Source organism: Nocardia sp. NPDC052112, from assembly GCF_040680135.1.
Lineage (GTDB): Bacteria > Actinomycetota > Actinomycetes > Mycobacteriales > Mycobacteriaceae > Nocardia.
Window position 1 is genome coordinate 1 of the sequence record NZ_JBFAWD010000030.1, and the last position, 20,837, is coordinate 20,837.

Genomic DNA, 20,837 nt, shown 5'->3' on the forward strand with positions numbered 1-20,837 from the left:
CTACGAACGCGCGCTGGTCTTGGTCCGCCCGGATGGTCATGTCGCCTGGCGCGGCGATTCCGTCGACGACGACCCCGCCGCGATCCTGGCCACCGCTGTGTGGGTGTCTGTTCGCCGGGTAGGAACCGCAAGCGATGCGGCTGCTGGAGGCGATGCGTGACCCGGATCGTGGTTTCGACGCGGTGGTGATCGGCGAGCCGCAGCGAGCGTTCTACGGCAACCAGTACGGCCTGACTTTCCCGGTCCTCACCCACTATGGACTGCAGTTATGGGTACCCGAGGTCGGCGGTGCCGTCGATCCGGACTCCGAGGCACACGACTTGGTGATGTCGGTGTTCGGGGGTATGAGCAAGGGCGAACGCAACCGGATCAAGATACGGGTTCGTGCGGCGATGGCCGCCCAAGCCAGTGTCGAGGGCCGCTTCCTGGGCGGGCGGCCTCCGTTCGGATACCAGCTGGCCGACGCGGGGCCGCATCCGAATCCGGCCAAGGCAGCCGACGGGAAGCGGTTGCATCGGTTGGAAACCGATCCTGTCACCGCACCGATCGTGCAACGGATCTTTGCCGAATACCTCGGTGGCCGAGGGATTTTCGCGATCGCGGAGGCGCTGACCCGCGACGATGTCCCCTCGCCGTCGGCCTACGACCCCGCACGAAACCGGCACCGCCCCGGGGTGGCCTGGTCCAAGGGCGCGATTCGGGCGATCCTGTCCAACCCTCGCTACACCGGGCGGCAGGTGTGGAACAAACAACGTAAAGACGAAATCCTCATCGATGTCGAGGACATCGCTTTGGGACATGAGACCCGGATGCGATGGAACGACCGTGACCAGTGGGTCTTCTCCGATCACCTGGTGCACGACCCGATCATCGACACCGACACCTTCGAACGCGTCCAGCAGGTCCTGGCCGCGAAGGGAGCAGGCCGCGGGACGCGGGAACGGCACCGCACCCATCACACCTACATGTTTCGCGGTCGGCTGCGGTGCGGGCTGTGCCAGCGGCGGATGCAAGGCCAGCGAAGCCGGGACATGCTGCTCTACCGATGCCGGTATCCCAACGAGTACGCCCTGGCGAACAAAGTCGTCCATCCCCGCAATGTGTATCTGGCCGAACGGGATCTACTCGGCCCGCTCGACGATTGGCTGGGCACATGCTTCGCCCCGCACCGAGTCGCCGAGACCATCGACGCCCTCTACCGGTCCCAACCCGACCATGACCTCGACCCGTCGGCGGCGGCCGTCGCACAGGCGATCGAGGACTGTGACCGGATCCTGGCGCGACACCGGGCAGCATTGGAAGCCGGTGCCGACCCGCATCTGGTGGCGCAATGGATAGCCGAGGTCCAAGCCCGCCGCGCCGAAGCCCTCGCCCGTTCCCAGCCGATCACACGGCAACGGCGAATGACCAGCGAGGAGATCCGCGATCTCATCAACGAACTCGGAGATATCCGACACGTGCTGTCCGGAGCGGATCCGCTCGACAAAGCCGAGGTCTACCGGCACCTCAACCTACAGATGACCTACCACCCCGCACAACGACTCGTGCGAGTCGAGACATCTCTCGACCCGCACAGTTGGGGTTATGGTAAGTGTCCGGAGGGGGTATCGACCAGTACGCCAACCTCCTGCGACACCGAAAACTGCTGGTCATCGGCACATAGCGGTGGCGTGACGGTTCTGGTCCGGTTGCCGCAGGTTTGTGCCCGGCGGGGCACCATAAGGGTGGGACCGGTTCTGACCGGCGGTTTCCTGGGGAACGCTGATAATCCAAGAAACGTTCGCGCACTTGGGATGAGGGATCGTTCTGCCCAGGAGTGGGACCTAGCGGGAATCACGAGACATCACGAACTCCTGAGTGGTGTCAGGGGTTCAAGTCCCCCTTCGCCACCACACTCGCCACGTTGTATCAGCCTCAGATCGACATCCTGCGTGCTGATGGCCTCGACGCCGAGGTGACCGGCATCGGCGGCGGCTGCATGGCCATCGCGGCTCGATTGGCCTCGGGCCATTCGATGGCGACGAACCGCTGGGAAGGATCCCTGGCCACTGAGAGCGAAGACCGCAATTCCTGGTACATCGGCATCTACCTCAACGGTGAACAGACCGCCGACGCCGAGGACCGGGATTTCGCAACCGCTTATCGGAACGTGCTGGATTTCCAGTGGCCCGCCGAGAACCGAAGTCACACAAGGAAATAGGAGTAACCGAGAAATGACCGACAACCCCTGGCGTGAGGTGCGCAGGGCCACCCTGCGCGAACGCTACCGCGCCGAGCTGGAATTCCTGGCCAGCCACGACACCCCGCCCGACATCGCATTCACCGCAGGCACAGGCTGATTTTGCGCAGAGCCCTGAAAGTCGGATCCACGTAGTTCGGCGCGGGTTACGCACCTCCGCCGGGTGTAAAGTGCTGGGGGAGTCCGCCTTCGGTCACATTTTCCAAACTGCGACAGGTATCGACGCTGTCGGTTTTACTTGCTGTTATGTCGTCCAATTCCGCCACTGTCACCGGGCTGCCCCCGGTGGTAACAGGCCGCGTCCGCAATACCAAGCGCTTCGTCACTGACCCGATTACGTTCCTTTCCGACTCTATGACTCAGCACGGCAACGTATTTCAGTTCCAGCTGATCAACGGGAACATGGTCGGGATCACCCATCCGCACCACATCAAGTACATCTTGCAGGAACGCATGGCGAACTTCACCCGCGAGACCCAGATGTACGACATCATCGAACCGTTCGTGGGGCGCGGGCTGGCGACCATCGCTGACCACAACCGGTGGCGACGGAACCGGCGCCTCGTCCAGCCCGCCTTTCACCACAAGAAGATCAATGCGCTCAGCGAGATCATGGTGGCCGAGATCGACTCCATGTGTGACGAATGGGCCGAACATGCGCGAGCCGGCCGGACGATCAACGTCGGCGAGCAGATGAGCCATCTCACCTTGCGGATCGTGGTGCGGGCGCTGTTCGGATTGGATCCCCATGGCCCGGAGGTCACCGGCTTTTCCGGCGCGACGCAGCGGGTAAATGCCGAATTGGGGAAGTTCGTGCGGATGCCGTTGGTCCCCTTGAAGTTTCCGACGCCGAGCCACCGCCGATTCTGGCGGGCGATCGCCGATATGGATGCCATCGTCTACGCGGTGATCAACAAGTTGCGCGACACTGACAGCAGCGGCTTGCTGGCTATGCTCATGGCCGCCACGGACGCTGATACCAACGAGAACCTCACCGACAGGGAGCTGCGCGACGAGGTCGTCACCATGCTCTTCGCCGGTCACGAGACCAGCTCCTCGGCCCTGACGTCCGCCATTCTGCTGCTGCAATTGCATCCGGAGGTGCGTCAGCAGCTGCGCGATGCCGTCGACACCGCATTGCCCGGCGGGCACGCCACCATGACCGACCTGCCCGCGCTGTCGTACAGCAAACAGGTGATGGAGGAGGTGTTGCGGCTCAAACCGCCGGCGTGGATGGGACAACGCCGCGCCGATGAGGACGATGAGATCGGAGGCTACCGCATCCCGGCAGGCACTTCGGTGATGTTCAGTTACTATCACGCACACCGGAACCCGGAGTGTTGGGACCAGCCGGACACCTTCGACCCGGACCGCTTCACCGCCGACGCGGTAGCTGCCCGTGACCGGAACGTGTACCTGCCCTTCGGCGCGGGCGGGCACCTGTGCATCGGCAACGCGTTCGCGATGATGGAGATGCAGCTCGCACTCTCGACCATTATGCGACGGTTCGAGTTGGCCATCGAGAACCCGGACCTCACCCCGACTTCCGCACTAACCCTCAACACCAAGTTTCCGGTCATCGCGACGCTGACCGAACGGCAATAGCACTGCGAGCAGTGCCTTTTGAACCGCCCTGGCGACTTTGATGTACTCGCTGGGCGGTTCAATGCTGTTGCCGGGTTCGACCTTGATTGCCACACCGACTGAGTCTTTCTGAGTACGGAATCGGTTCCCTGCGGTCGGTTTACGGTCAGGTGGTGCGGTTGCCGGTAACGTGCAGCAGCACAAGTGCTGCTGCGATGATGTCGCCGATGCGCCAGGGGCACAGCCTGATTCGGCGCAATGCCTTGTAGGTGGTCTTGAGCTGGGCGTTTCCGCGTTCACCGATGACGCGTTTAGCGTTGTGGGCCTTGTTGGCGGTCTTCTGCTCGTCGGTGAGTTCCGCGCCAGCGGGTTTCTTGGCCGCGACGGTGATGAGCCGGGCTTGAGCCCCGTAGCCGAGCACCGGCCGCTCGGCGTCAGTGGTCCAGGCGGTCAGCGCGGGTGTGATCTCGATGTGCTTGCGCAGTGCGGAGGTGTCGTGTTCGCGACCAGGCCGTACGTCGGAGGTCCAGTCTTAGCTTGGTCGCAAGACTGCATACAGCGACTCCGCGCTCTTTCGTTGTACCCCAACACTATTCGGCGTGTCACAGCGTTCTCACCTCGCCCCGGCTCAAGCCCGGCGCAGAATCGGCCGGACCGCGCAGATCCTCACTTGGAAAGGCTCAGTGAGGGGACTGGACAGATTTTTCATCGACCGGGACAACGGCGACGGCTGATTCTGCTGGACACCGACCCTTTCGAAATCGTGACAGAGCAGACCTGGCGCGTCGACGAAGCCGCCGTGCTCAACCTGAGCAAGCTCGTTGAGGTACCGCCACATCTCCGTATCGTCCTCACTGACCCAGGACTTTTGGACTGCGTTTGTCTTCATCGGTTCTGTTGTCGCCTGCCAGGGTGATGGGTTCTGGCGCAAACAGTGTGATTGCGCTGTTCGGCGTGTTGGCGTCGGATCTGGTTCTGCATGGGTGATGGTGGCGGGCGTGCTTTGATCTGGTTCGAAAGTTGTTGCCACACTTGGGTAATTTGGTGATCGGCGATGTCTGTTCGGAGGGCGATGCTGTGGTCGTGGAGGCGGCCGTTGCCACCTCGGCGGCCCGCTGTCCGGGATGTGAAACGGTTTCGGTGCGTGTGCATTCCCGGTATCGGCGCCGGTTGGCCGATGCCTCGATCGCTGGCCGCATGATGATCCTGCGATTGGTCATGCGACGGTTCTTCTGTTTGAACACCAGTTGTGCGGCCAGGACTTTCGCCGAGCAGGTCGATGGACTCACGGTGAGGTGGTCGCGGCGGACGAACCAGTTGACCTCGATGCTGACCACGATCGGATTGGCCCTGGCGGGGCGGGCTGGTGCGCGGCTGGCGAGTCGGTTGGGGCTCCCGGCCAGCCGGGACACCTTGTTGCGGCTGGTCCGTGGGTTGCCAGATCCGCCGGTCGGTGCCGTAAAGGTCTTGGGCGTCGACGATTTCGCCGTGAAACGCGGCCGCAGGTACGCAACGATCCTGCTGGACATGGCTACCCACCGGCCGATCGATGTCCTCGACGGCCGCGACGCCGACCCGCTGGCCGCCTGGCTGGCCGCGCATCCGGAAGTCGAGGTGATTACTCGAGATCGGGCCAGCGCCTATGCCAACCCTCAGGAATTGCATCAGACGGGCGAGGACGTCCCAATTTCCTGATGGATTCCAAGGTTTGATGCTAACGCGCCGTCATCGGCATATGCGCCTTTGACCTGCCGATTGTTGCGTGTCTCCCGTTTGATGCATGATCATCCCGCTATCCGGGCGAGTCTTGGAGGTGGGTTGCGGCAGGTCGATCTGGCAGGTGCGGCGCACCTGGAGCTGGTGTCGGGCGTGGTGCAGTTGCGCCCGGAGGACGCGATGGTCGAGGCGATGATGCGGGGCTGGCGCGCGCAGCAGACAGCTCGCGGATTGCGGCTGGAGACGATCGCCGAGCGGGAGCGGCTGGTGCGCCGGTTCGTGGAATTCACCAACGAGTACCCGTGGCGGTGGATGCCATCGCATGTGGATGAGTGGTCGCTGTCGTTGACCGGTGAACGGCATCTGGCTCCGTCCACTATCCGTGCCTATCAGGGGATTTTGCGCCTGTTCAACGAGTATCTCTGTGATGGCCGGTATGGCTGGGTGTTGGCGTGTGAGGCCGAGTTCGGGCCCGGCGAGCATCCGGTGATGATCGTGCATGAGTGGAATTCGATCGCTCATCTGCAGTCCTACGAGGGTGACCCGGAGGCGCGGCCGTTCACCCGTGAGGAGTTGCAGCGGTTCCTGGATTATGCCGATGACCAGGTCGACCGCGCTGTGCGCGCGAAGCGCAAGGGTGCGTTGGCGGCGTATCGAGACGCGACCTTGTTCAAAGTGATGTATGGCTGGGGGCTGCGTAGGACCGAGACCTCGCGGCTGGATGTCGTGGACTGGGGACGTAATCCGGAGGCGTCGCAGTTCGGTCGGTACGGGACGCTGCATGTCCGTTACGGCAAGGCCAAACGCGGTCAGCCGCCTCGCCGCCGGAACGTGCTGTCGATCTTCGGCTGGGCAGTGGAGGCGGTGGCCGACTACGTGGAGAATGTCCGGCCGAAGTTCGGCTGCCCCGAGCATCCGGCGTTATGGGTGACCGAGCGCGGCGGCCGCGTCCGACCCCCGGAGATCAACGCACGGTTCGTTTCCTACCGCAATGCTCTGGGACTACCGAAAACCCTTGTGCCCCATAGTCTTCGACATTCTTGGGTCACGCACAACACAGAGGATGGTGTGGACCGGAGATTCATCCAGGTCCAGGTTGGGCACGAGTGCGACAGTTCGACAGCGATCTACACGCACGTGTCCGACGACTTCATGAACACCGCGCTGCGCAAGGCGCTCGCACCGGCCTTGGAGCCGGCCGCACCGAACGGGAAGGACACCTGATGTCCCGGAAGCTGGACTACCGCTGGCACCTGCGTCGGATCATGGCCGACCGCGGCATGTTCCAGACCACGGACTTGATCGGTCCGCTGGCCGAGCGAGAGATCACCTTGTCGTCCAGCCAGGTCTATCGGCTGGTCACCGAGCGTCCCGAGCGACTGAGTCTGAAGATCCTCATGGCGTTGACGGATATTCTCGATTGTTCGATGGACGACCTGATCGAGCCTGTCACTACACAAAGCGCGGCGAGTCGGCCGAAGAAGGCGGCGGGCGGTGCCGCGGCAGCGGGCGGTGCCGCGGCAGACGGTTTGGGGGATCTGCGCCCGAAGCGCGCCAGGATCACTCGGTGACCAAGAGGATCGACCGGTCACGACTCGCCGAGCAGGTCAGCCCGCTGCTGATGCTGCTCGCCGGGATGGAGCCCACGCTGGTTCCGGACACGATGGTCGCGGCTCTGCGCGAGGCCGCGGCACATCCCGCGGGCCAGCTCCGGATCGCGCAGGAATTGGCAGAGCGACCCGAACTGCTCACCGGCCAAGGAGCTTCGGCAGCATCGCCGGGTGTCCTGCGATTCATCCACGCTCTGGTCCAAGCTGGCGCTACCACGGTGATCGAGCCAGCCTGCCCTCGCTGCGGCAGGCAGCGCAAGCTCGGCCGTCCGTTCAACGGCCTGCGGCTATGCGCCGGCTGCACCAAGAAGGCGGTGGCCATGCCCTGCGGCCGCTGCGGCCAGGTCAAACCTCCGGCCCGCCGCAACGACAACGGCCCCGCCGTCTGCCAAGCCTGCTGGTGGCGCGACCCGCGGAGCTGGCAGCAGTGCGTGAACTGCGGTGACCACCGTCGCGTCGCCGCGCTCACCGATGCCGGGCCGGTCTGCACGCGCTGCCGCCCGCGCGCCGATATCGTCTGCGGCATCTGCGGGCGCACCGGGCGAGGCAGCGTCTCGCGCGCGACTGGTCAGCCGATATGCGTCCGCTGCCGCGAACCATGGATCGTGTGTTCGGGCTGCGGCACCAGCGCCCCACTGCAAGGTGGCACGCGGCAGAAACCGTTATGCGCCCGATGCGTCAACCCTGATCCGGCGTTCTGGAACCGTTGCGGCACCTGCGGGATCACCTGGCAACTCACCATGACCGAGTGCGCACGCTGCTGCTTGGACCGCAAGCTCCGTCAGATCCTCACCGCTGATGGCGATGCCGTTGCGCAGCAACTGGAACAACTCCGCGAAACTCTCGTTCAGGTCGACCGCCCCGACCACGCACTGGACTGGTTGAACAAGACCGGCGTCCGCGACACCCTCCGAGCCGTCGCCGCTCACCACACCATCTCCCACGAGGCCCTCGAAGCGATGCCGCCGAGCGGCACTGTCGAACACCTGCGATCAATCTTGGTGGCAGCCGGGGCCCTGACGCCCCGAGACCAGCGTCTGACCGCCCTCGAACGCTGGATCGACCAAGCCATCAACGAGCGCAAATCCGTTGAGCATCAACGTGTTCTGCGCGGATATGCCGTCTGGCACCACTTGCGTCGGCTGCGCGGGCGCCTCGACGGCCAGCCTGCCAGCACCCTGTATTCCGGAGGCCGATAAGCCACGTGGGTCGCGCGCGACCATCTGGCCTGTTCCCAATGAATGAGACCAGGTCCCGTCATCGGGATCCGGTCACATCCATGGGGATCGCAGCGATACCGATCCTGAATCGGTGCTGGATATTGGAGATCCTCACCGCATTCGATGCGCTCGCCGTGAAAAATGCCTCAGCCATTGCTGGCGCGAGAGGTGCGCACCGAATAGTGTTTCGATTGCGGAATCCCGTTGTGTGGCATCGCCCTCTCAGTGCTACTGGGGGCGGTTCGACAGCGCGGTTGCGAATCTCTCTGCGACCTCAGGGCGGGAACAGTCGATCACCCAGCTCAGGCCGTTGAAGGTGGTCAGCGTAAGGTGTCCGTATTCCATGATTGGTAGCTGGGGGTTGTGGCGGTATCGACGGTCGGGTCCGCCGCGTACGTTGACGAACTGCCATGTCGTATCGACCTGGGTGCCGTCGCGGGGCGGCTGCTCGTACTCGATGACTCGCTGTCGAGTACACGTCACGCGCACGTGTTGGTAGTCGACATCGCTCCAATCATCGAAGGAGCGCACCAGGATTCGATCGGGCAGGAACAGCAATGCTTGCCGGTCGTGAGAGATCGTCGGTACGGCGATGTTGGTGGTGAGCACCCGGGGTGCTTTCATGCTGCGCGCTACAGGCTTGCGTTTGACCGCGGCATCGGCTCCGCCGCTGACCTTGTATCCGTAGGTGCCGACGATCGTCGCGGATGCCTCGACCCTCCAAGCCCCGGTTATGCCGACCATCGCGCGATAACCCTCGCAGAACTCGGTGAACCAGTCCGCGACCGGCCCACTCATCTCGTACACAGCCGTCGCAGTCTGTTTCCCGCGTTCCCACCACCACAACCACACCAACGCGGGCAGGCCCAGAACTACGGCAGTGATCGGCATCCACAGCACTTTCGACGTTGCGGCGACACCGATCGTCGTCATCAATGCTATTGCCGTCCACGGCAATAGCACCTGATACCGGCTTGCGGCACGTAGCTGCTCGATCAGTTCGCCCGGTCCGGTCGGCAGCAGCTGCGAGGCTTCGACCCCGGTCATATCGGCCATATCCGCGGCGTCGAACCTCAAGCTGGCCGCAGGCCGATTCGCGACGGCGCGGGCGCGAGATGGGGAGTCCAGCACCCGGCGGTAGTAGACGCCGTGCGCACCGACATGAACATACGTGCCGCGCGGCCCAGAACCGACCCGCAACCCGCGAACCCCGACACTGCCGCCGACGCCGGACTTCGAGAAGTTGACCCGAAACGGACCGGCATTCACCGACTTCCGGAAATACAAGCCCACCGTCACCCCCAAATCCCCACCAGACCCGTGCGATCAGATTCTATCTCGCCGTCGAAAGGGCTCGGGGCACAAACGCGCGCCCTCGAGGGTGTTTGCCGTTCATGGTCGGTGGAACACGGGCGCGGTGCAACAGCATTTATCGGCAGTGGCCGAGGAATATAGCGTGCGGTCTGTTTTCCATTGTGTGACAGCTGATTTCGTGTCGGTACTGTGTGTCACACTTGCGATCGTTCGTGGCGGTGTGGGATGGCCGCCTGCTGTGTTCAGCGCGGGTTCCAGGGAGGGATCATCCTCTCCTGGCACACATCTATGCGTTCCGGCTCAGCAACGACGACCTGTTCAAGATCGGTAAGACGTCGAACAGTCTCGAACGGTGCCGCAATCAGTTGCAGACCGGATGTCCGTCGACGTTGACGCTGTTCGGACAGTTGAATCCCGCCGACCAGCAACAGAATCCCGATGACCAACCAAATCGGTATCGAGATCGCCAGAATCGTACGAGCGGGGCCGAACGCGGCCCGCACCCGATCGCTTCCGGTGTCGAGGTACGCGTAGGCGACAGACCATCCGCGCGGCAGCACGACCTGTTATCGCTGAGATCCTTGATCGTGTGCGTTCACCGGCCATGGAGGTTCGGTCGGAATCGGTGGTGGCCGCCAGCCGGTGATCAGCAGCTTCGTGCCCAGTTTGCCGGCCGGGATGGCCAGCCGGTTCGGCACCAGGCAGGCTATGGCGTCCCTGACGGCGTCCACGAACCTGGACTTTGGTTCGCTGACCAGGGTCGCGTGCCCCGACAGCCAGCTGATGAGGGCGACCCGGCGCCGCCGGGCCCGGGAATAGGCGGCGAGATCGGGTGCGTAGGCGGCGAGGGTGACGGCGTCCTCGATCGTCATCCCGGCACCCTGCCCGAGCGTGGGATGCATCCCGTGCGCGGCGTCGCCGATGAGCGCCACCCGGCCACGTGCCAGCGACTTGGGGACGCGGATGTCGAGTAGCTCGTTCTCGAGAACCCGCTGCGGGTCCGCTGCCGCCACCATGTCCGGGACGGGGTGGGGCCAGTTCTTGAAATGGTCGAGGCCGTCGATACCGGTGTGGGTGCCCGCGAAGGCGTAGATCCGGTTGCCCGTCATCGGCAGGATGCCGAACTCGGCCCGATGCCCGAACACCAGGCCCACCCAGTCCGGCGGCGGAGCATCGACGATCCATCGCCAACCGGTGATCCCCGTATGCCGAACCCCGCGCAACTCGGGCCAGACGTGGCGGCGGGTGAGACTGTGGATTCCGTCGGCCGCGACCACGAGGTCGAATTGAACAGTGCCCTCGGCAGTTTCGATGTCTCCGGACGCGTCGACGCGGATAACCCTGGAGCCGGGACGCAGGCACTCGGACGGGAGCGCGCCGACCAGGACAGCGATGAGATCGGCGCGATGGACCACCACGAGATCGTCGCCGCCGAGGACGTCCCGCACCCGGCCGAGCACCAGTTCGCGGCCGCGCCGGTTACGGAGCCCGCCGATGTGGTCCGCCATGGCCTCGGCCCGGATGGGTTCGCCCACCCCGATCAGATCGAGGCCGGCCAGCACGTTCGCGGTCAGCATGACCCCGGCGTCGACCTCGGTGAACTCGGCGGCTTGCTCGTAAACCGTCACCTCCCAGCCAGCCGCCCGCAACGCGATCGCCGCGGTGAGCCCGCCGATTCCGCCGCCGACTATCCCTGCGCACCTGTTATTTTCGGCCAATTTCCCCACCTACGACGATGGCATGTCCGTGGATGCCAGCATCCACGATATTCGACGATCTCTCGAAAGCCGTTTGGCTGCAGTGGATTACGGCACGGTAGGAATCGATTCGGTTGCCGGAAGGTAGATTTCACGGCGCAAACGTTCCAAGTCGGGCGCCACGGAAGTGCCGGTCTGCGTGTGCCGATCGCTCCGATTCCCCCGGAGCGCCACGTTCGTGATGCTCTCGTAGATCGAGACGTATTCCTTTGCCTGGCCGGACAGGCCGGGAATCATGCGCAAGAGCGCGGGGAGGTAGCGGATCACCGCGTTGATCTGGGCGCGTTGCTCGGCGACTTGGCGCTGCACCTGCTCGATGGCTTCGCCACGGGTGCACCCGGTCTCGTGACGGATCGCCCTGACCAGGTTGTAGGGGACGTGGTCGGCCTCGTCCTGATCGAGTCCCACCAGGTCGTTCTCCGCGAAACTCACCCAGAAGATCAGCTCCTTGAGACGGCGGATCACGGGGTGGTTCCGCAGCTTCGACGGCAGTTCCCGGTCCTGGTGCACCTCTATGCCGGCGATGCCGACGTCGATCCCGCCGGTCGACATCCGCAGTGACTGGTAGTCGGCGACGGAGGGGATGTAGCCGCTGATGCGATGGTGCGCTTCGCGCTCGGCGGCTACGACCCACTCCTCGAGATTGCTGAGGAAACGCTCCTGCCAGCGGGTGGTCCGCCCCTCGCGCAGGCGCGGCCACAAACTCGCCCAGGCCGTCGGGATCGCGCCGGGCCGCCACGGGGCCTGCGGGTCCTGGCGCAGTGTCGCCATCAGGCCACGCCGCAGCGCGGTGACGGCTTCGGGGTCTCTCAACTGCGGATCCTCGAACAGGTCATCCCACACGAAGGCCAGCACCGCCAAGCCGATGGCGGCCTGTTCGCGGGCCACGCTCGCCGGGGCCGAGACCTTTGCCTGGAACCGGAACATTCCGGACCACCGGTGGTAGTCGGCCTCGGCCGCGGAGAGAGCGAGGCCGGTATCCACCAGCCAGCTCTTCAGCCATGTCACGGCCTGCGGCGAGAGCACCTCACCGCGGGCCTGGGGTGGCTCGGCCGGCTGCCGGGGGACCGAGGGGCGGGAAGTTCGCCGATCGAGTATCGACCTCGTGTAGGCAGCCATCGCGGCACGAGCGCGCGGGTCGACGGGCAGAGCGGCAAGCTGACCTTCAGCCTGGTCCATGAACTCATCAGCCAGCGCCTGGGCTTCCTTAACGGCGCCCGAGGCGATGACGAGTTCACGGGCACGCTCGGCTTCCTCGCTCGTCATCGCTCTGCGCAGCAAGCGGGCGAGACCTCCGTCGCGGGCAGCCGCGCGGATCACCGGAAGTGTGTAGATGCCCTCGGGCAGGTCCGAATTGACGGGCTTGCCGATTTCCTCGGCCGTAGCGGTCAGGTCGAGGATGTCATCCCACAGTTGATAGGCCATCCCGAAGTGTCGGCCGAACAGGGCCAGGGCCTCTTCTTCCCGCTCCTCGCGCCCGGCCTGCATCGCGCCCACCCGGCACGCCACCGAGAGCACCGCCGCGGTCTTGCCGGCGATCGAGTCCAGGTAGGCCTGCTCACTGCGGGAGGCCACATAGCCATCGGCGGCCTCGATCACCATGCCCACACACATCTGCTCACCCGCGATCGCCCCCGCGAGAACTTCACGCCCGCCGAGTTCGGCCAGCATGCGCACCCCCGAGAATGTCACGGAATCCCCACCCACCACGGCCAGGTGCGAACCCCACACCGCATTGGCGCTGGGACGACCGCGACGCTGGTAGGCGTGATCGATGACGTCGTCGTGGTGGAGCGAGCCCAGGTGCATCAACTCCACGGCGGCAGCCGCACGCACTGCCCGGTCATCGGCCGGGGCCGCGGGATCGGTGAGCAGGTAGTACGACAGCAAGGTCAACGTGGGACGGACAAGACGGCCCGTGGTGTCCGGCCCTTCGCCGGTGAGCCCCGCCAGTTCCGGCCTGCCTTCGAACCGCACAGGTCCGACGACCGCACGGACGCGGTCCAGGTCCGCATCCAGATGCGGGAAGACAGCGGAATCGATCTCATACGGCACGTGCGCGCTCCTGACTGGCTGCATCGGTCAGACCTGAGTTGATCAGTGGAAATTGACACACCGCCCGCGCGCGGAAGGTGTTGGTATCGGCCAATATCGACTTCGTCACTGTAATCGGAAGTGACGGTTGGTGAATGCCGTTGGGGGCGAGTACCTCTCCGATCAACGCCGGCATCCCCGCCGGGGATCCGCGGTCGTGCACGACCGTGTCGGTGTACGGGTCTACCGCTGAAAGGGACTGCGCGGCAACACCTGTAGGGGGTCGGCGGGGATCTGGTCAGGGTTCCCAGGCCGGCGACGCGGTTACCGCACTCACGTGCGGGTTGCCGCGATACCGGCCCCGACGATCACGCAGCTTGGACGAGGCGGTTGGCGAATGAAACATGGTGGCGGATGGCAAAGTTCCTGGTTCAGGTCGACCGCTACATTCGCCGCTGCGACGGCGGCACTCCGGCGTTCGAGTTGGATCCCGACGGCTTACTACCGGCCAGAGGGATTCGGTATCGGAGAGCTCGTCTGTTCTCGGGGTGTCTGGGTGTTTGCTGTTCATGCTCGGTGGAACACGGGCTTGGTGCAATGCATCTGTCGGTCGTGGTGCTGGCGTTGCTTGCCTAGTTTGGCGATGGTGGTGATGCCGTCGAACATCACTAAGCCGCCATTGGAAGGGAGGGTGAAGTCTGGTCGCCGTGGCACCTCGAAGCTCAAGGACGCGTCACCGCCTTCGTCGCACGGTGCTCGGAACATCGACAAACACTGCGTATCGCATCCAACCGGCCGGACCGGGTACCGCTACCTCAGACATGTTGCCGGACAATACAATCCGTATACAGTGCACGGGCCATCTTCAGCCGGATTTCGGGCGACCGACATGGAGTTGCCGTTGCTACACCGAGGTGGGATGGCGGGTGCCTTTCCTTACTTCGTAGACGCCATCGCCGACCGGAACGGAGTCCAGTTCGATCTCTTCGAGCCGGTCTGGAGGCCAGAGGGTCGTCACCGACCAGCGGATACCATCCAATTCCGGTGGCAGCGGGGCAACGCGGAGAAGTTCGTGTCCGAGGCGTCGATCGTCGCTGACTACTTCGATATCGGCCAATCGAGGTCGGTGCCTTGGCATCGCCGCCGGGAAGCCGCGCGGCTGTTGGCGGATCTGAAGAATCCTGCGCGAGGGTGGACCGCGATCGTTGTCGGCGAGGGAACGCGGTGCTGGTTCGGTAACCAGTTCAGTTTGGTCGCGCCGCGTCTGCAAGCCCATGGGGTGCAGGTGTGGGTACCAGAGCTTGGGGGGCGTTTCGACTCACGCAATGTCACGCATTCGATGATGATGAGCATGCTCGGCGGGCTCAGTGAGTCCGAACGCCAGCATGTCCAGCAGCGCACCCGCGCCAGCATGGATGCTCAAGTCCTCAACGAAGGCCGACACCAAGGCGGTCGAGCGCCCTATGGGTATGTGGTGGTCGACGGTCCGGCGCACCCGAACCCCAACCGAGCCTCCGATGGGTTGAAACTGCGGATCCTCTCACTTGATGTCAGCACTGCGCCGGTGGTGCAGCGGATCTTTCGTGACTACATCGCTGGCCGCGGCGATAGAGCCATCGCCATAGCGCTCAACCGAGACGGCGTGCCATGTCCATCAGCGCACCGACCCGAGCAGAATCGGCATCGCGCCCAAGACGGTTGGCAGGCCCCCACGATCGCCGCGATTCTGCAAAATCCCCGCTATACCGGCTATGCCGTGTTCGGTCGCTGGACCAAACACGAGAACTCCTCGATCCCGACGACGCTGCCGCCGGTAACATCATCCGGTTCCGGCGCTCGCCCACCCACCGCATCGTTCGGTCGAAGAAACCCGCGCATCCGGCCATCATCTCGGTCGAAACCTTCACCCAGGCTCAACTGCTGCGGCGAAAGCGCGCCGGCGTCAGCAACCGCACTCGCGCGAAACTCGAACGCGACAGACCAGCCAGCGGTCTGCGCCCGTACCTGTTGAGCGGACTTGTGCGCTGCGAGGGGTGTGGCCGAAAGATGCAGGCGGAGTTGGTTCGTGACGCCGTGTACTACCGATGCCGCGCCAAAACCATCGCTGCCGGCAGCGATGTCTTACGCGACCATCCTCGAACGGTGAACCTGCGCGAGGATGTCGTTGTCGGGCCGATCGACGGCTGGCTGGCGGGCCTGTTCGACCGCCGACACCGCGAAAACACCATCGCGTCCCTCGTGTCCGCGCAAGATTCCGATGACATCGACACCCATCGACGGATACTTCGGCAACGCGTCGCTGACGCCGAAGCCAGACTCGCGCGCCACCTTGCCGCGATCGAGGCCGGAGTCGATCCACAAGCCCTCGTCGCGGCCATGAACACAGCACAAGCAGACAAAGCCGCAGCCGAAGCCGAGTTGAAGAGCCTGCCCCAAATCCAGCGGCTCACCGACACCGAAATCCGCAAGTTGATCGACGCGCTCGGCGACATCCGCGCCGTGCTGACCGCAGGCGACCCCGCCGACAAGGTCCGACTGTATCGGGCACTGGACCTAGAAGTCCGCTACCAGCACCAACAACAACTCGCAATCGTTGGTGCCACCCTCCGTGGGGTTAGCACTGGTGTCCGGAGGGGGACTTGAACCCCCACGCCCGATAAAGGGCACTAGCACCTCAAGCTAGCGCGTCTGCCATTCCGCCACCCGGACCGGTGTGCTCAGCAAGGTTATCGGATGTCGCCGCGTTGACCAAATCGCGGGTTTAGCTGGTGATTCTCGGTATCGTCCGGTCGCCTTTCCCGAGCTGTGGGCGAGTACCTACTATTCGAGCCAGTACTTACCAACATGTCTGCGGAAACAGGGTGGCAATGGTCGGCAAGCGGTCCGGACCGTACTTCTGCGGCATCGATGCGGCAATGGATGTGGTGGGCGGCAAATGGAAGGCGCTCATCCTGTGGGAGTTGGCGAATCACGGCGTGCGCCGCTTCGGCGAACTGCGCCGCGGCCTCCCGGGCGTATCGGAGAAGATGCTGATCCAGCAACTGCGGGAGCTGGAGGAGGACGGCATCGTGGATCGCGAGATCTACCGCGAGGTGCCGCCGAAGGTCGAGTACCGGCTGACCGAATCGGGCAGGGCCCTCAATGCGGCGCTGGAGCCGCTGGGCACATGGGGCCGCGATCGTATCGACCGGATCGGTGCCAGGCGAGTCCACCCGCCCGCGTGAAGGCTCGGCACGGGACGTCCGTGGTTGCGATCAGCGTGAATCGACCTGGACCCACGCACGATTGCGCACCTCGCGACGGCGACGGGTGCCGGGCGTGACAGCCATTGCGCCGGGCGGGCGGGGTCAGGTGGTAGGAAAGGGTACGTGTCTGCAACTGGCGAAGCATCCGGTCCGAACACCACATCTCTCGCCGTATCCGAGGTGGTCGAATTGGTCAGTACGCTGATCCGGTTCGACACTTCCAACACCGGGGATCTGGCCACCACCAAGGGCGAGCGCGAATGTGCCCAATGGGTGGCCGATCAGCTGCAACAGGCGGGGTACACGACCGAGTACGTGGAGTCGGGGGCACCGGGGCGCGGGAATGTGTTCGCGCGGCTGAAGGGCGCCGATTCGAGCCGCGGTGCGCTGCTGATCCACGGGCATCTGGATGTGGTGCCCGCCGAGGCCGCGGACTGGAGTGTGCATCCGTTCTCCGGGGCGGTGCGTGACGGCTACGTGTGGGGGCGCGGCGCGATCGATATGAAGGATATGGTCGGCATGATGCTGGCCGTCGCGCGCCAGTTCAAGATCGAGGGGACGGTGCCGCCGCGCGATATCGTCTTCGCGTTCCTCGCCGATGAGGAGAACGGCGGCAAGTGGGGTTCACACTGGCTGGTGCAGAATCGGCCCGACCTGTTCGAGGGAATCACCGAGGCGGTAGGAGAGGTCGGTGGCTTCTCGCTGACCGTGCCGCGCCCAGACGGCACCGACCGACGGCTGTATCTGGTGGAGACGGCCGAGAAGGGGCTCGGCTGGATGCGGTTGCGCGCCAAGGCCCGCGCCGGTCACGGCTCGTTCCTGCACGAGGACAATGCCGTCACGATTCTGGCCGCGGCCGTGGCGCGCCTGGGTAAACACACCTTCCCGCTGGTGCTTTCGGATTCGGTCGCCGAATTCCTGGCCGCGGTCGCCGAGGAGACCGGCCTGGAGTTCGATCCGTCGAGTCCGGATATCGAGGGTCAGCTCGCGAAGTTGGGCACCATCTCCCGCATCATCGGCGCGACACTGCGCGATACCGCGAATCCGACCATGCTGCAGGCGGGTTACAAGGCGAATGTGATCCCGCAGACCGCCGAGGCGGTGGTCGATTGTCGCGTGGTGCCGGGACGGCAGGCCGCGTTCGAGCGTGAGGTCGATGAGCTGATCGGCCCGGATGTCGAGCGCGAGTGGATCACCAAACTCGATTCCTACGAAACCACCTTCGACGGACATCTGGTCGACGCGATGAACGACGCCATTGTCGCCCACGACCCCCAGGGGCGCACCGTGCCTTATATGCTCTCCGGCGGTACCGACGCAAAGGCCTTCGCCCGCTTGGGTATTCGCTGCTTCGGTTTCGCACCACTGCAGCTGCCACCGGAATTGGACTTCACGGCGCTGTTCCACGGTGTCGACGAGCGCGTTCCGGTACAGGCACTCGAATTCGGCACCCGAGTGCTGGAACACTTCCTGTTGAACAGCTGACGATCGAAAGGACCATCGTGCCCGACTACTCCTACAACCCCTACGCCCCGCTCCCGCAGGTGCCCAGCTTCACGCTGACGTCCGAGGATGTCTCCGATGGCCAGACATTCGACAACGATCAGGTCAGCGGGGTGTTCGGCGCCGGCGGCAAGGATATCTCGCCACAGCTGTCCTGGTCCGGATTCCCTTCGGAGACAAAGAGTTTCGCCGTCACCGTCTACGATCCGGACGCGCCGACCGCATCCGGCTTCTGGCATTGGGCGGTGGCCAATGTTCCGGCGAGCACCACCTCGCTGCCGCGCGGCGCGGGCAGCGAGGGCGGGGCCTTGCCCAACGGTGCGGTCACGCTGCGCAACGATGGCGGGTTCCCCGGATACGTCGGAGCGGCACCGCCGGCCGGACACGGGTACCACCGCTACTTCATCGTCGTGCACGCGCTCGACGTGGACCGACTCGAGATCGATGAGAACGGCACTCCCGCCTTCCTCGGTTTCAACCTCTTCTCTCACACCCTCGCCCGCGCGACCATCGTCGCCGAGTACGAGGTCGCGTAGGAGCGGCACAAGTCTGCCGACGACCATGCGTGCGCGCACACCAGCGGACGAAAATGACTGTGGCCCTGAGCATTTGCTCAGGGCCACAGTCGTGTCGGTAGATTCAGGAGACGTTCACGACCGATTCGGCCAGCGGCGTGACGTACAGCGCGGCGATCTCCTCGGCGTACTTCGCCGCGATCGGGTTGCGCTTGAGCTTCATGGTCGGGGTCAGCTCGTCACCGCCCGGCTCCCATGGCTTGCCGACCACGGTGAACCGCTTGATCTGCTCGACCCGCGACAGCTTGCGATTGCCCGCGACGACGGCGGCCAGCACCTCGTCGAGGATCTCCTCGCGGATGGCCAGCGCGGCCAGATCGTCCGCGGGCGCGTCGATTTCCTTGGCCCGGATAGCGGCGGTGTCCGGATCGAGCACGATCAGCGCGGAGATGAACGGTTTGGCCTCCCCGATCGCCACCACCTGACCGACCAGCGAGGAGGCCGCTTTGACCGCGTTCTCGATATTGGTCGGGGAGATGTTCTTACCCGACTCATTGATGATCAGTTCCTTCTTGCGGTCCACGATGCGCACGTAGCCGTCGGCGTCGATGGTGGCGACGTCGCCGGTTGCCAGCCAGCCATCGGCGTCGAGCGCCTCCTTGGTCTTGTCGGGCTGCTTGCGGTAGCCCGGGGTGACGATCGCGCCACGCACCAGCAATTCACCGTCCTCACCGAGCCGTAGCTCGAGGCCCTCGACGGCCCGGCCGACCGAACCTGGGCGCGGCTTGGCCAGTTCGGTGTAGGTGGCCACGCCGGTGGTCTCCGACATGCCCCACACCTCGGAGACCGTGAACCCGAGTCCGAGGAAGTACTCGAGGGTTTCGGCGGGGATCGCCGCGGCGCCGGAGGCCGCGACCTTGAGATTGTCCAGCCCGAGCGCGGCGCGCAGTTTCGACAGCACCAGCGCGTCGGCGATCTTGTGCTGTGCGGCGAGCACCGGGCTGCGGCCGTTACCCGCCAGATCGGCGCGCGCCGCCGCGACGCCGGTATTGATGGCCCAGTTCGCCAGCGCCTTCTTCACCGGACTCGCTTCGGTGGCCAGCTTGCCGTCGATACCGGCCTTGATCTTCTGCCATACCCGGGGCACGCCGAAGAAGATGGTGGGACGCGCGTCGGGCAGCGCCGCGGCGATCTCGCGCGGATCCGGCACACAGGTGATCAGGATGCCGGTGAGCAGGCTGATGGCATGTCCGGAGATGCGGTCGGCGACGTGCGCGGCGGGCAGGTAGGAGATGGCCCGGTCGTCGAAACCGACCCGCAGCGGGCCGTTGACCAGCGCGATGATCTGGGCCAGCACATTGCGCTGGGTGATCTCCACCCCCTTGGACGGGCCGGTGGTGCCCGAGGTGTAGATCAGTGTGGCGAGATCGTCGGGGGTGACCGCCTGCCAGGCCGCCTCGAAATCGAAGTCGGCGGCCGGATTCGCCGCCAAGTCGGCCAGGGCGACCGTATCGGCGGCCGGACCGTCCACCACCACGATGTGCTCGAGCTCGACGCCCGCGCCCTTGATCACGTCGAGGAAGGCGCGTTCGGTGATCACCACCTTGTTCTGCGCATTGGTGAACAGATGCTTGATCTGCTCGGGGGAGCTGGTGTTGTAGATCGAGAAGGGGGTCGCGCCCAGATGCAGTGCGGCGGTATCGATCAGATTGAATTCGGGCCGGTTGGTGAGCATGATGCCGACGGTGTCGCCGTGGCCGACGCCGAGTCCGGCGAGTCCGGCCGCCAGCGTACGGACCCGCTCGCCGTATTCGCGCCAGCTGATCTCCGTGGTGCCACCGACCGTCCGCAGCGCGATCTGATCCGGCCGTTGCTTCACGGTCTCCTGGAATGCCTCGGGCACTGTGTACACCGTCTTGCCGGACTCGTGCGCGAAACCGATTTCTGTTGTCGTCATCTTCCCGTTTCCCGATATCTCTGGCGTGCACCGCACCCGGCGCGACCGCGTGTTTTTCACACGGTTCGAGACCCGCTGCTGTTGATAAATTGCAGGAGACTCTATCTCATCGTGTCACGCGGTGGGATCGCACTCTGTGGCGC

Annotated in this window: 19 protein-coding genes, 1 tRNA gene and 1 pseudogene; 14 read left to right on the plus strand and 7 right to left on the minus strand. The window is 64.7% G+C overall.

The genetic code is table 11. The annotated features are described in order from the left end of the window. Positions 1-19 precede the first annotated feature (19 nt). From AB0L58_RS36815 to AB0L58_RS36835, 5 genes are all read left to right on the plus strand, one after another. Positions 20-160, plus strand: a complete 141-nt coding sequence (locus tag AB0L58_RS36815) for a hypothetical protein (RefSeq protein ID WP_364394876.1) — start codon at positions 20-22, stop codon at positions 158-160. Continuing rightward, entirely contained in the window at positions 135-1,958 is a 1,824-nt protein-coding gene (locus AB0L58_RS36820; protein WP_364394713.1) for a recombinase family protein, read from the plus strand. Before AB0L58_RS36815 ends, AB0L58_RS36820 begins: the two co-directional genes overlap by 26 nt. After that, positions 1,955-2,200: a hypothetical protein gene (locus tag AB0L58_RS36825; protein WP_364394715.1), complete on the plus strand. Its 246-nt coding sequence runs from the start codon at positions 1,955-1,957 to the stop codon at positions 2,198-2,200. The genes AB0L58_RS36820 and AB0L58_RS36825 overlap by 4 nt, the downstream gene beginning before the upstream one ends. Positions 2,201-2,213: 13 nt before the next feature. After that, positions 2,214-2,339, plus strand: a complete 126-nt coding sequence (locus tag AB0L58_RS36830; protein ID WP_364394717.1) for a hypothetical protein — start codon at positions 2,214-2,216, stop codon at positions 2,337-2,339. A 254-nt stretch (positions 2,340-2,593) separates the two neighbouring features. Then, positions 2,594-3,844, plus strand: coding sequence for a cytochrome P450 (locus AB0L58_RS36835; RefSeq protein ID WP_364394719.1), 1,251 nt, complete (start codon positions 2,594-2,596; stop codon positions 3,842-3,844). A 145-nt stretch (positions 3,845-3,989) separates the two neighbouring features. Here AB0L58_RS36835 and AB0L58_RS36840 read toward each other — a convergent pair. Further along, positions 3,990-4,337, minus strand: a pseudogene (locus AB0L58_RS36840) (transposase family protein); the annotation flags it as partial. Between the two features lie 626 nt (positions 4,338-4,963). On the opposite strand from AB0L58_RS36840, the gene AB0L58_RS36845 reads away from it, so the two are divergent. The 4 genes from AB0L58_RS36845 (at position 4,964) to AB0L58_RS36860 (ending at position 8,348) form a co-directional block, all read left to right on the plus strand. Beyond that, the gene (locus AB0L58_RS36845; protein ID WP_364394878.1) at positions 4,964-5,518 is read left to right on the plus strand and encodes a transposase; all 555 of its coding nucleotides are present in this window, start codon (positions 4,964-4,966) and stop codon (positions 5,516-5,518) included. Positions 5,519-5,719: 201 nt separating this feature from the next. Next, the gene (locus tag AB0L58_RS36850; protein WP_364394880.1) at positions 5,720-6,763 is read left to right on the plus strand and encodes a tyrosine-type recombinase/integrase; all 1,044 of its coding nucleotides are present in this window, start codon (positions 5,720-5,722) and stop codon (positions 6,761-6,763) included. Continuing rightward, the gene (locus AB0L58_RS36855) at positions 6,763-7,110 is read left to right on the plus strand and encodes a helix-turn-helix transcriptional regulator (RefSeq protein ID WP_364394721.1); all 348 of its coding nucleotides are present in this window, start codon (positions 6,763-6,765) and stop codon (positions 7,108-7,110) included. The genes AB0L58_RS36850 and AB0L58_RS36855 overlap by 1 nt, the downstream gene beginning before the upstream one ends. Beyond that, on the plus strand, positions 7,107-8,348 hold the full coding sequence (locus AB0L58_RS36860) for a hypothetical protein (protein ID WP_364394723.1): 1,242 nt from the start codon (positions 7,107-7,109) through the stop codon (positions 8,346-8,348). The genes AB0L58_RS36855 and AB0L58_RS36860 overlap by 4 nt, the downstream gene beginning before the upstream one ends. A gap of 249 nt (positions 8,349-8,597) precedes the next feature. Here AB0L58_RS36860 and AB0L58_RS36865 read toward each other — a convergent pair whose 3' ends face one another. From AB0L58_RS36865 to AB0L58_RS36880, 4 genes are all read right to left on the minus strand, one after another. Then, positions 8,598-9,668, minus strand: a complete 1,071-nt coding sequence (locus AB0L58_RS36865; RefSeq protein WP_364394725.1) for a DUF4236 domain-containing protein — start codon at positions 9,666-9,668, stop codon at positions 8,598-8,600. 257 nt (positions 9,669-9,925) lie between these two features. Next, a complete protein-coding gene (locus tag AB0L58_RS36870) occupies positions 9,926-10,243 on the minus strand; it encodes a hypothetical protein (RefSeq protein WP_364394727.1) in 318 nt (105 codons plus the stop codon). 6 nt (positions 10,244-10,249) lie between these two features. Further along, positions 10,250-11,401 carry an FAD-dependent monooxygenase gene (locus AB0L58_RS36875; RefSeq protein ID WP_364394729.1) on the minus strand — a complete coding sequence of 384 codons (1,152 nt, stop codon included), beginning with the start codon at positions 11,399-11,401 and terminating at the stop codon, positions 10,250-10,252. A gap of 87 nt (positions 11,402-11,488) precedes the next feature. After that, the gene (locus AB0L58_RS36880) at positions 11,489-13,417 is read right to left on the minus strand and encodes a polyprenyl synthetase family protein (protein WP_364394731.1); all 1,929 of its coding nucleotides are present in this window, start codon (positions 13,415-13,417) and stop codon (positions 11,489-11,491) included. 700 nt (positions 13,418-14,117) lie between these two features. Here AB0L58_RS36880 and AB0L58_RS36885 point away from each other — a divergent pair. Together AB0L58_RS36885 and AB0L58_RS36890 are read left to right on the plus strand one after the other, a co-directional pair. Beyond that, positions 14,118-15,485 (plus strand): recombinase family protein, encoded by a 1,368-nt coding sequence (locus AB0L58_RS36885; RefSeq protein ID WP_364394882.1) that lies wholly within the window; start codon positions 14,118-14,120, stop codon positions 15,483-15,485. A gap of 131 nt (positions 15,486-15,616) precedes the next feature. After that, positions 15,617-16,117: a hypothetical protein gene (locus tag AB0L58_RS36890; protein ID WP_364394896.1), complete on the plus strand. Its 501-nt coding sequence runs from the start codon at positions 15,617-15,619 to the stop codon at positions 16,115-16,117. Here the strand turns inward: AB0L58_RS36890 and AB0L58_RS36895 are convergent. After that, positions 16,096-16,183, minus strand: a tRNA-Leu gene (locus tag AB0L58_RS36895). The genes AB0L58_RS36890 and AB0L58_RS36895 overlap by 22 nt on opposite strands. Positions 16,184-16,341: 158 nt before the next feature. On the opposite strand from AB0L58_RS36895, the gene AB0L58_RS36900 reads away from it, so the two are divergent. The 3 genes from AB0L58_RS36900 (at position 16,342) to AB0L58_RS36910 (ending at position 18,758) form a co-directional block, all read left to right on the plus strand. Then, positions 16,342-16,698: a helix-turn-helix domain-containing protein gene (locus AB0L58_RS36900; protein WP_364394884.1), complete on the plus strand. Its 357-nt coding sequence runs from the start codon at positions 16,342-16,344 to the stop codon at positions 16,696-16,698. Between the two features lie 144 nt (positions 16,699-16,842). Further along, a complete protein-coding gene (locus AB0L58_RS36905; protein WP_364394733.1) occupies positions 16,843-18,204 on the plus strand; it encodes a M20/M25/M40 family metallo-hydrolase in 1,362 nt (453 codons plus the stop codon). Positions 18,205-18,221: 17 nt separating this feature from the next. After that, positions 18,222-18,758 (plus strand): YbhB/YbcL family Raf kinase inhibitor-like protein, encoded by a 537-nt coding sequence (locus tag AB0L58_RS36910; protein WP_364394735.1) that lies wholly within the window; start codon positions 18,222-18,224, stop codon positions 18,756-18,758. 103 nt (positions 18,759-18,861) lie between these two features. Here the strand turns inward: AB0L58_RS36910 and AB0L58_RS36915 are convergent, their stop codons facing one another. After that, positions 18,862-20,694 (minus strand): long-chain fatty acid--CoA ligase, encoded by a 1,833-nt coding sequence (locus AB0L58_RS36915; RefSeq protein ID WP_364394737.1) that lies wholly within the window; start codon positions 20,692-20,694, stop codon positions 18,862-18,864. Between the last annotated feature and the right edge of the window lie 143 nt (positions 20,695-20,837).